An 11,126-nucleotide genomic window follows, 5' to 3' on the forward strand; every position below is an offset into this window, starting at 1 on the left:
CGCCCCGCGCCACCTCGCGTCGCGCGGTGGGTTGACCCACGAGAGTGTGGGTTGGCCACCGGCGTACGGCTAGCCAACCCACAGGGTGGTGGGTCAGCCCACCAGAGGGTGCGGGGCGGCCCGCACCACCTCACCCCGCACCACCTCGCCCCGCGCCACCTCACCCCGCCCGGCTCCGCGCCACCTCGCCCCGCGCCACCTCGCGTCGCGCGGTGGGTTGACCCACGAGAGTGTGGGTTGGCCACCGGCGTACAGCTGGCCAACCCACAGGGTGGTGGGTCAGCCCACCAGAGGGTGCGGGGCGGCCCGCGCCACCTCACCCCGCGCCACCTCACCCCGCGCCACCTCACCCCGCGCCACCTCACCCCGCCCGGCCCCGCGCCACCTCGCCCCGCGCCACCTCGCGTCGCGCGGTGGGTTGACCCACGAGAGTGTGGGTTGGCCACCGGCGTACGGCTAGCCAACCCACAGGGTGGTGGGTCAGCCCACCAGAAGGGGCGGAGGGTGCGGCGGGGTGGGTGGGCGCGGTGGGGTGGGCGCGGTGGGGTGGGCGCGGTGGGGTGGGCGCGGTGGGGTGGGCGCGGTGGGGTCGGCGGGCGGGGGAGTTAGTCGTCGACTGTGGGGCCGGATTCTTTGCGGAGGGTGTCGATCGCTTCTTCCTCTTCCGGCGACAGCTTCGCCTCGCTCGCGAACGCCTTGATCTCCTTGGCATACGTCCGCGCGTCGGCCCGGCTGTTGATCGACGTCAGTACGACGCCGTCGCCCTGGTCATCGAGCAACGCCATCGACCAGGACAGCTTGCCGCCGGTGTCGCCGAACGCGTCGTACCGGACCACGGCGAGGTGCTGCAGCGTCTCCCGCAGCTCCCCACGGGTCACCTCGAGCTCCTTGCCCAGCTTCTTGAGTTCGGACCGGACCGTGCCCTGCTTGGCCTCCGGCTGCTGGGGCTGAGGCTCGGCCTCCGGGGTCGGTGTGGCGGGCAGCTTGGACGATCTGGACGTACCGGACTGCGTTCGGAGGGCCTGGATGGCGAACACCAAGGCGAGCACTGCCACGAACAGGGCGGCGATTCCGAGAGCACCGGCTAACGTCGAAGACACGCACGAGAGCCTAAAGCATCGGCTGGTATGTCTGAGTACTCAGGCGGTTGCGGAGAGTGCGTGGCGTTGGTTCATCGGTGGACCGGACGAGGTACCACGGCCGGGCGCCACGTAGATTCACGGCGTGACACATTTGCCTGATCAAGGTCCACAACCGGGCGTCCACGACCTCGGATACGCACGGCTCGACACCGACCGGCTGGAGCGCACCGGCGACGCCGAGGTGGTCTACGGAGCCGGCAAGACGCCTGCCCAGATAGTGGAACTGCTGCGCACGCTGCACGAGACCCACCCGGATCACGCCGTACTCGCGACCCGGCTGAGCGAGGAGGCCCAGGAGGCGGTCGCCGCGGCGCATCCGTCCGCAGTGGTCGACCCGGTCGGCCGTACGGCGGTCCTCGGTACGCCGCCCGTCCTGCGCGGCACCGTGGCGGTGGTGTCGGCGGGTACGTCGGATGCGCCGGTGGCGGCCGAGGCGGCGACGACGGCCCGGGTGTTCGGGGCTGAGGTGGAGCTCATCACCGATGTCGGTGTGGCGGGGCTGCACCGCGTGATGGGTGTTCGGGAACGGCTCGACGCGGCCGACTGCCTGGTGGTGGTGGCCGGCATGGAGGGCGCGCTGGCCAGTGTCGTCGGCGGACTCGTCGGCGTACCGCTGGTCGCCGTACCGACGTCGGTCGGGTACGGCGCCTCCTTCGGTGGGGTGGCGGCGTTGCTGGCGATGCTGAACTCGTGTGCGCCCGGCGTGTCCGTGGTGAACATCGACAACGGTTTCGGGGCCGGTGTGTTCGCGGCCCGGGTGGCGCGGCGTGCGGCTCCGCGGGAAGCGAAGGAGCAGTCATGAGGATTGCCTGGATCGACTGCTCGGCCGGCGCCTCTGGCGACATGCTCCTCGGAGCGTTCCTGGACGCCGGCGCCGACCTCGGTGTGGTCAACACCGCGGTCGCCGCGGTGGACCCGTCCCTCTCGGTGACGCTCGAACGCACCGCCCGCCACCAGATAGCTGCAGCCAAAGCCACCGTCCGCGTAGACGGAACTCCCCACCCAGAGAACACCCCGGCCGGCCACGGACATGGTCACGGCCACGGCCACGGCCACGAGGAGCCAGCTGGTGATGGCCATCAGCACACTCGGCCTTGGGCGGAGGTGCGGCGGATGCTTCAGGACGCCGCGCTGGATGGGGCCGTTCGGGATCGGGCGTTGGACACGTTTGCTCGGCTGGCCCGGGCCGAGGCAGCCGCGCATGGGGTGTCTCCGGATGAGGTGCATTTCCACGAGGTCGGGGCGTTGGACGCGATCGCGGACATCGTCGGCGTCGCGGCGGCCTCGGTGGCCCTCGAGATCGACCGCGTCGTGGTGTCGACGATCGCGCTCGGAGGTGGGCGGCAGGCGCGCGGGCAACACGGCGGCATCCCGATTCCGGGGCCGGCCGTGCTCCACCTGTTGTCCGAGGCCGACGCACCGGTGATCGGCGGCACAGCGCCGTACGAGATGACGACGCCGACCGGAGCCGCGCTGCTGGCCTCCCTCGCGGACGAGTTCGGGCTGCTGCCGGCGATGCGGATCGAGCAGACCGGCGTGGGCGCGGGCGGCCGCGATCCGGTCGAAGTGCCGAACCTCGTCCGCGTGGTGGTGGGTGAGGCGATCGACGGCCAATCCACCGAACTTGTCTACGAGACGAACGTCGACGACCTGGATCCCCGGATCTGGCCGCAGGTGCTCGCCCGGCTCATGGAGGCCGGCGCGGCCGACGCATGGCTGACCCCGATCCTGATGAAGAAGGGACGGCCCGCGCACACCCTGTCGGTCCTGGTCGGCAGCGCGAACGCCGAAGTGGTCCGCTCGGTGATCCTGGCCGAGACCTCGGCGATCGGGCTGCGTGAGTTCGCGATCCGCAAGCACGCGGCTGACCGCGAGTTCGCCAGCGTCGACGTCGACGGCCAGCGCATCCGCGTCAAGATCGCCCGGTACGGCGGTCAGGTCGTCAACGTCCAGCCGGAGTACGACGACGTGGCCGCCGCCGCGTCGAATCTCAAGAAGCCCGTCAAAACCGTGCTGGCCAAGGCGATCGCGGCCGGCCACGACCTCTGGAGCTGAGGCTCAGCGACCGCTGTAGGGAGGGGCGAAGAACACCAGCAGGGCCAGATCCTCGGTCACGCCGGTGAACCGGTGCTCCTCCCCGGCCGGCACGAACAGCACGTCGCCGGGACCGACCGCCTCGGTCCCGCCCGGCGTCACCAGGGTCGCCCGGCCGGTCGTGACGACGTAGATCTCGTCCTCGTGGTGCGGTGCCTGGTCGTCCAAGCCGCCGGCTGGGATCGAGTAGGTGCCTACCGACATGGCCGAGGTCCGCAACTGTTCCACGTAGTCGTTCGGCTCGCGGCGTACGAAGACGCCTGCCCCCACCAGTTTCTTCATCCAGGGAGACTAGTGGTTTGCTGCGGCACGGACTTCGACTTGCGGCGCGGCCAGTCGTACGGCCACCACTGCGCGCCGCCACGGCGGGCCCAGATGATCAGGCCGACCAGCACCGCCAGCTCGACGGCCGGGCAGATCGTGTCCCGCAGCCTTGCGCTGAACCACTCCAGCGAGTCGGACAGGCTCGCCGCCACCTGCCGAGCGTTCGGATCGCGTCCGGGCACGTAGGCGATCGCGAGCATGGTCGTCCGGACCACCATCAGCCCGTCGACCTTCGACGCGGCGATCGCGGCCAGCGCGACCCAGGCGATCAGGTCGTACCAGGGCAGCGAGTACATCGCGGTCAGGATCCACGCGATCGCGTAGATCGCCGTGTACCGGATGGCGGCCGGCGTCGGGTCGTCCGGGTGGGTCTGTGGGACCAGCGACTTCGGGAACACCTGCGACAGCAGGATCGCGACCACGATCAGGCCGACCCAGGCGAGGATCGCCAGGACCGTCCGCACCAGTCCGTTCGGCAGGAAGAGGGTGAAGAAGCTCAGCAGCACCTTGTGCGGCGTACCGGTGGAGATGAACGACGTCTGCGAGCGCGCCTGCTGGAACGCCTGCAGGCCGACGAACGCGTACAGACCACCCATCGCGAGTGCGCCACCACCGCAGAACATCGCGGCCTTGCGCCGGTCGTGGTGCAGCGCCCACAGCATCGCCACACCGACCAGGCCGATGGACAGCTTGGTGCAGCCGGCGACCCCGATCATGATGCCGGCCCAGAAGATGTGGCGCCGGAACAGCACGAGCGCGATCACCGCGAACATCACCGCGATCGCGTCGTTGTGCGCACCCGCCAGGACGGTCCACAGGATCAGCGGGTTGGCCAGGCCGAGCATGATCACGCGGCGCCGGTTGGGCAGGTTGGGGCCGACCAGCTTGACCAGCAGCAGTCCGGTGACGACCAGGCTGATCGCGACCGACAACTGCAGCATCCACACCGTCAGCTGCATCGAGTCGCCACCGATCAGCGACGACAGCCACTGGACCCAGGTCGCGATCGGGCCGTACACACTCTTCGCGCCCTGCCAGGGCCGCTCGGTCGCCGCGATGACCGGGTCGTACCCGAGCCGGATCGTGTCCGCCGGCGCGGTCGTGTACGGGTCGCCGCCGAGCGACATGATCCGCCCGTACGCCGCGTAGATCAGCACGTCGCCCGAGGCCATCGGCGGGACCAGCGTGATGGCCGCCGTCGTACCGATGCCTAGGGCAATCAATCGGTCGACCCGTGGGGCCCAGCCGTTCTTCAGGGCCTTGGTGGCGAGGAAGACGCCGTACCCGCCGAGGAGGATGGCGACGTAGATCATCACCGTGACGAGCCAGTCGTTCGGCTTCGTGTCCCACCAGTACGACGGGAGCCACGCGTGCCGGTTCGTCAGCGTCAGCACGACCACGGACGGACCGAGCAGGCCGGCGCCGACGATCAGCGCCGTACAGGCGAGGTAGAGGGCAACGGCCCAGCGGCCGTAGCGGTTGCCCAGCCTCTGGTCGATCGTCGTGCCAACGGTGTCCGGGGTGACGTCTGGCTTGCTCATTGCCCCGACTTCCGCGGGAACAGGCTGCGGAGCGACGGACCGCCTCCATCGGCGGGCAGAGCGCTACGCGCGGCCAGGGCGCGACGGACGTGCAGGTACTGCTTTGCGCGGTGCAGCTGGCCGCGCAGGTCGGTCCCGGTGGCCCGGTGCCGGACCTCGATCGGGACCTCCAGGATGCGGAACCCCTTGCGGCCGAGGTCGATGCTGAGCGCGGTCTCGACGCCGAACCCGGCGGCCAGCGGGACCGCGGAGTCGAAGGCGGCCCGGGTCAGGCACCGCTGCCCCGACAGAGGCTGCTCCGGCGCCCAGCCGGTCGCCTCCTCGACGCCGGCACGAGCGAGCCGTACGACGAACCCGTGCCCGCCGGCCTTGGACCCGTCGGCCCGGACCTGCGCCGGCAGGGTGCCGATGGTCATGTCCGCCGTACCGTTCTGCACCGGCTCGATCAGTGGCGCCGCCGCGGTCGCGGAGTCGGTCAGGTCGGCGTCCAGGAACAGCAGGTGCCGGGGCCGGGCCCCGTCACGCGCCGCGACCGCCGCCGCCCCGGTCTCCATCGCCGCCGCCTTCCCCCGGTTCCGGTCGTGCCGTACGACGACGGCTCCGGCGCGCTCGGCGGCTTGCGCCGTGCCGTCCACCGAGCCGTCGTCCACGACCACGACCAGGTCCACCCCGATGATCTTGTGCACCGCGTCCACGGTGGCCGCGATCCGGTCCGCTTCGTCCTTCGCCGGGATCACACAGGCGACGGCACGCTCGAACGGCTCGGAAGGCAGGTCATGACCGGACACAGCACCGCAGCCTAGTTCCTCCACAGCCGATCGACCTCGTCAGCGTCCGGCTGCTGTGGATATCTCGTTCTTTCGTACGACTTGGCGATCCAGGGATATTGTCGGACAATCTGACAGATTGGCACGACGTCCTCCGCTCAGGGCGTGGCTGCCGTAGCTTGGTTGGAACGACCGGACGAAAGGGGAGGCCCATGACCGAGGCGCAGGGAGCCGGCAGGGCGTACGGCGTCGACAGTGAGGTCGGTCCGCTGCGGACGGTGATGCTGCATCGCCCGGGGAACGAACTCCGCCGGCTGACCCCACGGAACAACGACAAGCTGCTGTTCGACGGCATCCCCTGGGTCGGCCGGGCTCAGGAGGAGCACGACGCCTTCGCCCAGGCGCTGCGGGACCGCGACGTGGAGGTGCTGTACCTCGGCGAGCTGCTCACCGAGGCGCTCGGCGACCCCGACGCCCGCGCCCGCGCGGTGAAGGGCACCACCGAGGACCTCAGGCTGGGCGACACCCTGCGTGACTACCTACGCTCCTCGCTCGCCGATCTCGATCCGGCCCGGCTCGCGGAGGCGCTGATGGCCGGCGTACGCAACGACGAGGTCCGGGCCGGCGGGCTGGTGACATCCCTACTGGCGCACGAGGACTTCCTGATCGACCCGCTGCCGAACCTGCTGTTCACACGCGACTCCAGCGTCTGGATCCGGGACTCGGTCGCGGTCACGTCGCTGGCGATGCCGGCCCGGATGCGCGAGACGCAGCTGACCGAGCTGATCTACGGCTTCCACCCACGCTTCGCCGGCGCCGACAAGGTGTACGACCACCAGCTCGAGCACGTCGAGGGCGGTGACGTCCTGGCGCTCGGTCCCGGCGTACTGGCCGTTGGAGTCGGCGAGCGTACGACGCCCGCCGGTGTCGAGCGGCTGGCCCGACGGGTGTTCGCCAAGGACCTGGCCCACACCGTGCTCGCAGTACCGATCGCGCAGCAGCGAGCCACGATGCACCTCGACACCGTGTGCACGATGGTCGACGTCGACGCGGTGCTGATGTATCCGAACATGGCCGAGGAGATGCGTGCGCTCGCGGTGACCACCGACGGCGACCAGCTGCACGTCGCCGAGCCGGAGCCGTTCCTGGTGGCCGCGGCGAAGGCGCTGGGCATCGACACGCTGCGCCGGATCGATACCGGACTGGACCCGGTCACGGCCGAACGCGAGCAGTGGGACGACGGCAACAACACCCTGGCGCTGGCGCCGCGGGTCTGCATCGCCTACGAACGGACGGTGGAGACGAACGCGCGCCTGGAGGAGTCGGGGATCGACGTCATCCGGATCTCCGGGTCCGAGCTCGGCTCCGGCCGCGGCGGACCCCGCTGCATGTCGTGTCCGGTACTGCGCGCACCGGTCAAGTAAGCCCTACGACACGCGCAGTGAAATCGGGGCTTGTGGCGGACGACCGATCTGAGTACTCTTCATGCCTAGGCCCAGGCCCTGTTGCTCCCCCGTCAGCAGGACTTGGGCCGTCCACATTCTCCAGCCGAACGCCCGGGTGCGGTGCACCCGGGCGTTTCGCATGTCAGCGGATGGTGAGCTGACGGCTGGCCAGACCGGCCCGTGCGGCCCGCTCCTCGGTGGTGAGCGGAGCCTCGGTGGCGAGCGCCTTCTCGAGCGCCACGGCGAACTCGGCCGCCGGCTTCTCGACGTCGGCCGCCTCGGCGTCCGCCGGGAGCTCCCAGACCGGCGCCAGGACGCCCAGAGCCCGGAAAGAGCCGATCAGGCGGCTGCCCTCGATCAGCGCCGACGAGCCGGCCGCGTGCAGCCGCGCCAGAGCGTTGAGCAGGGTGTCCTCGCTGTGCGGCATCACCCAACGCAGGTACCGCCGGTCGCCGATCTGCGTCCAGTACGCCGCGTCGACCGACTCCAGCCGCACCGTCGGGGCAGCGGCCGCGTTCGCGCGCTCCAGGCCCGCGGCGACCTCGCCGGTCGGGTCCTCGACGTTCTCGCCGACCCAGAAGTCGAACCCCTCGTGCACCTTCACCTCGATCGGCTTCGAGGTGTCGATCAGGTCCTGTAGCCGGGGACCGTCCTTCATCAGGTCGCCGAGCTGGATCGGGTTGCCCGGTTCGGTGTTCAGTGCGGCGGTGATCGCGTGGCCGAGGTCGCGGCTCGGGTCGCCCGACGACGCGTGCGTCTGCAGGCCGATCCAGATCGACTCGTCGTCGCGGACCAGGCCCGGCATCGCCATCGGCAGCAGGGTGACCAGATTGACCACCTTGCCCGCGTGATCACCGGTCAGCTCGACCTCCGCCGTACCCGAGGGAACGATCTCGCGGAATGCGATCAGATCGCACTCGGCCGGCAGGCCTTCGAACGGCCGCACCACGAAGGTGTCCGCGGCCTGGGCTCGCTCACGGCCGTGGCACTGCTTGAACCGCTTGCCCGAACCACACGGGCAGGGCTCCCGCGGCCCGACATCGACCAGATCGGCCGGGTCCAGCGTGACGGTCGTCGTGTTCTTCGTGCGCTGCCGCGACTTCTTTCCCATGGGCGCAGTCTTGCAGCCCACCACGCCCCGCGGCCAACCAGCTCAGTCCGGGGTGCCGGCTCAGTTCGGGATGATGGCGTGGACGGTGCGGTGAGTGGCGGCGGTACGCACGTCCCAGGTCGAGGTGAGCATGTCGACAATGGCCAGGCCCCGGCCGCCGATCGATTCCGGATGGGTGTCGCTGATGCGCTGCGGTTCGGTGTCGCCACGACCGTCGGTGACCTCGACATGGATCCCTGACCTGTCGATCCACCAGGCCGCACGCACCTCACCGGCCGGCAGCGGCGGCGCGTACCGGATGGCGTTGGAGAGCAGCTCGGACAGCACCAGCTGCGCGTCGTCGGACGCGGTTTCGGTGATCCGGTACCGCTTCAGATAGGCGGCCAGACGGCGACGGGCATCCGCTACCGCGGACACTTCATGCGGCAGGACGACGTCCACGACGCTAACGTCGGCAGGCAGGGTCGCAGAGGACAAGCAGGGTCTCCTCGTTCATCGGAACAGCCATACGGAGATCTGCCCAGCTTCCGGCCCCGGAAAACACCCGCACGCATTCCGTTACATTGCCCCGGCGTAGATCACAGATTTTGCCAGGAAACCGAGACGAAATCGACAGAATTGAACGTTGCAATAACGGGCCGCATTCATCCCACTACGTATCCGCACCAGTCACTTCAATCCGAAGTGGCGAGTCCCACATCCGACGTACTAGTGCCCTGCGTCGCAGGGCACTAGGTGTGACGGCGGGGCCGGCGCCGCGGCGGATACGTCACAGTGGGGACCGGTGCGGCCGGGGGCTCCGCGAGGGTCTTGAGGGCGGCCTCCGGGCGGTCGGTGATGATCGCGTCGACGCCGATGTCGCGGCAGTGGCGGACGTCCGGATCGGCGTTCACGGTCCAGACGTGGACCTGGTGGCCGTGCTTGTGCGCCCGGTCGACGTACTCCGGGTGGGCGGTGACGATCTCCAGGCTGGGACCGGCGTACGAGACTCCGGTCGGCAGTGAGCCGTCGCGGAACCGGAGCGGGACGCGGTCCATCAGCAGCACGGTGCGCAGGCCGGGGGCCATCGTGCGCATCCGGCGCAGCGACAGCCAGGAGAAGCTCATCACGCGGACAGGGGACTCTGTACCCACCTTCGGGTGGGCCCAGCCGTAGCGGTCGAGGGCCTCGATCAGCCGGCGTTCGACCAGGCCGGCGTACCGGGTCGGGTGCTTGGTCTCGATCGCCAGCTCGACCGGCCGGCCCGCGTCCCGGACGGCGGACAGCAGCGCGTCCAGGGTGAGGACCTTGCGCAGGTCCGGGTCCGGAAGGTCGGCGTCCTCGTCGAGGTCCGCCCACGGGCTCTTCCAGGACCCCCAGTCGAACGACTCGAGTTCCTCGAGGCTCATCGTCGAGAGCACGCCGCGGCCGTTGGAGGTGCGTTCGATCCGGCGGTCGTGGACGCAGACCAGATGTCCGTCGGCGGTGAGCCTGACGTCGCACTCGAGTCCGTCGGCGCCCGCCGCGACCGCCCGGCGGTACGCCGCCAGCGTGTGCTCGGGACTGACATCACTCGCGCCACGATGAGCTACCACCCTGGGGCGTTTCGCCATAGAACAAACTCTGTCACGCCGTTCGGAGAACAAGTCACGCAGGCTCGCCGGTGCGTTGGAAAACGGTTTCTTGTTAACCACCGCATTCACCGGCCCGGCCCTGTCGGACCGTCAGGAGAGGATGACCGGCATGGAGATGAGGGCGATCGTGCTGGACGGACCGGGCGAGCCGGAGGACCTGCGGGTACGACGGGTCCCGGTCCCCGATCCGGAGCCGGGATGGGTCCGGATCAAGGTGGAGGCGTTCGGGCTGAACCGGTCGGAGTACCACCTGCGGGCCGGGCTGGCGACGAACGCCCGGTTCCCCGTGATCCCGGGTATCGAGGCGACCGGGACGGTGGACGCGGCGCCGGGCCGCGAGTTCGAGCCGGGGCAGCAGGTGGTCGCGATGATGGGCGGGATGGGCCGCGAGTTCGACGGCGGGTACGCCGAGTACACCGTCGTACCGGCGGCCTGCGTCATCCCGGTGCGCACCGGGCTCGACTGGGCCACCCTCGGGGCGCTGCCGGAGATGCTGCAGACCGCGCACGGCTCGCTGCACACCGGCCTCGCGATCGAGCCCGGTCAGACCGTGCTGATCAGGGGAGGTACGTCGTCGGTCGGGGTGGCCGCGGCCGTGCTGGCCAAGGAGCACGGGCTGACGGTCTTCTCGACCACCCGGAGTCCGGAGCGGACCGCCGTACTGCGGGATCTCGGGGTGGATCACCCGATCGTTGACGATGGCAACGTTGCGGAGAAGGTCCGGGACATCCTTCCGGACGGCGTGACTGCGGCCCTCGAACTCGTCGGCACGAATGTCCTGCCGGACACCCTGAAGGCGACCGCCATCCATGGCACGGTCTGTTTCACCGGAATGCTGAGTGACCACTGGACCATCCCGGATTTCTACCCGATCGGCTATCTACCCAACGGCGTCCGGCTGACCGCGTACGGCGGCGAGAGCACCGACCTGCCAGCGGAGACGTTCCAGCGGTACGTCGATCTGGTGGCCGAGGGCAAGCTCCCGATCCGGATCGACCGGGTCTTCAGGATGGACGAGATCGGCGCGGCGCACCGGATCATGCAGGACGGCAAGGCGGTCGGGAAGCTCGTCGTCCGGGTCGATTGACG

General features: G+C 69.9%; 11 protein-coding genes. 4 read left to right on the plus strand and 7 right to left on the minus strand.

Going from position 1 to position 11,126, the window contains the following annotated elements:
- Positions 1-605: 605 nt before the first annotated feature.
- Complete coding sequence (locus AB0I34_RS01455; protein ID WP_360437517.1) at positions 606-1,100, minus strand: DUF4446 family protein; 495 nt, start codon at positions 1,098-1,100, stop codon at positions 606-608.
- 124 nt (positions 1,101-1,224) lie between these two features.
- Between AB0I34_RS01455 and larB the strand changes: the two genes are divergently transcribed.
- Positions 1,225-1,944, plus strand: coding sequence for a nickel pincer cofactor biosynthesis protein LarB (gene larB / locus AB0I34_RS01460; RefSeq protein ID WP_360437520.1), 720 nt, complete (start codon positions 1,225-1,227; stop codon positions 1,942-1,944).
- A complete protein-coding gene (larC, locus tag AB0I34_RS01465) occupies positions 1,941-3,197 on the plus strand; it encodes a nickel pincer cofactor biosynthesis protein LarC (protein WP_360437523.1) in 1,257 nt (418 codons plus the stop codon). Before larB ends, larC begins: the two co-directional genes overlap by 4 nt.
- Positions 3,198-3,200: 3 nt before the next feature.
- Here the strand turns inward: larC and AB0I34_RS01470 are convergent, their stop codons facing one another.
- The 3 genes from AB0I34_RS01470 to AB0I34_RS01480 are packed head-to-tail and all read right to left on the minus strand — an operon-like array spanning position 3,201 to position 5,889.
- Positions 3,201-3,518: a cupin domain-containing protein gene (locus AB0I34_RS01470; protein ID WP_360437526.1), complete on the minus strand. Its 318-nt coding sequence runs from the start codon at positions 3,516-3,518 to the stop codon at positions 3,201-3,203.
- Positions 3,515-5,101 (minus strand): glycosyltransferase 87 family protein, encoded by a 1,587-nt coding sequence (locus AB0I34_RS01475; RefSeq protein WP_360437529.1) that lies wholly within the window; start codon positions 5,099-5,101, stop codon positions 3,515-3,517. Before AB0I34_RS01475 ends, AB0I34_RS01470 begins: the two co-directional genes overlap by 4 nt.
- Positions 5,098-5,889 (minus strand): glycosyltransferase, encoded by a 792-nt coding sequence (locus tag AB0I34_RS01480; protein ID WP_360437532.1) that lies wholly within the window; start codon positions 5,887-5,889, stop codon positions 5,098-5,100. Before AB0I34_RS01480 ends, AB0I34_RS01475 begins: the two co-directional genes overlap by 4 nt.
- 191 nt (positions 5,890-6,080) lie before the next feature.
- Between AB0I34_RS01480 and AB0I34_RS01485 the strand changes: the two genes are divergently transcribed.
- Positions 6,081-7,292, plus strand: coding sequence for an arginine deiminase (locus AB0I34_RS01485; protein WP_360437535.1), 1,212 nt, complete (start codon positions 6,081-6,083; stop codon positions 7,290-7,292).
- Between the two features lie 163 nt (positions 7,293-7,455).
- Here AB0I34_RS01485 and AB0I34_RS01490 read toward each other — a convergent pair whose 3' ends face one another.
- The 3 genes from AB0I34_RS01490 to AB0I34_RS01500 all read right to left on the minus strand — a co-directional run bounded on the left by AB0I34_RS01490 (position 7,456) and on the right by AB0I34_RS01500 (position 10,016).
- The gene (locus tag AB0I34_RS01490) at positions 7,456-8,424 is read right to left on the minus strand and encodes a DUF5926 family protein (protein ID WP_360437538.1); all 969 of its coding nucleotides are present in this window, start codon (positions 8,422-8,424) and stop codon (positions 7,456-7,458) included.
- Between the two features lie 60 nt (positions 8,425-8,484).
- Positions 8,485-8,901, minus strand: coding sequence for an ATP-binding protein (locus tag AB0I34_RS01495; protein WP_360437540.1), 417 nt, complete (start codon positions 8,899-8,901; stop codon positions 8,485-8,487).
- 254 nt (positions 8,902-9,155) lie between these two features.
- Positions 9,156-10,016: a glycerophosphodiester phosphodiesterase family protein gene (locus AB0I34_RS01500; RefSeq protein WP_360437543.1), complete on the minus strand. Its 861-nt coding sequence runs from the start codon at positions 10,014-10,016 to the stop codon at positions 9,156-9,158.
- A gap of 130 nt (positions 10,017-10,146) precedes the next feature.
- Here AB0I34_RS01500 and AB0I34_RS01505 point away from each other — a divergent pair, with 130 nt between their 5' ends.
- Complete coding sequence (locus tag AB0I34_RS01505; RefSeq protein WP_360437546.1) at positions 10,147-11,124, plus strand: zinc-binding alcohol dehydrogenase family protein; 978 nt, start codon at positions 10,147-10,149, stop codon at positions 11,122-11,124.
- Positions 11,125-11,126 lie beyond the last annotated feature (2 nt).

It is taken from the genome of Kribbella sp. NPDC050281, from assembly GCF_040655855.1.
Taxonomy (GTDB): domain Bacteria; phylum Actinomycetota; class Actinomycetes; order Propionibacteriales; family Kribbellaceae; genus Kribbella.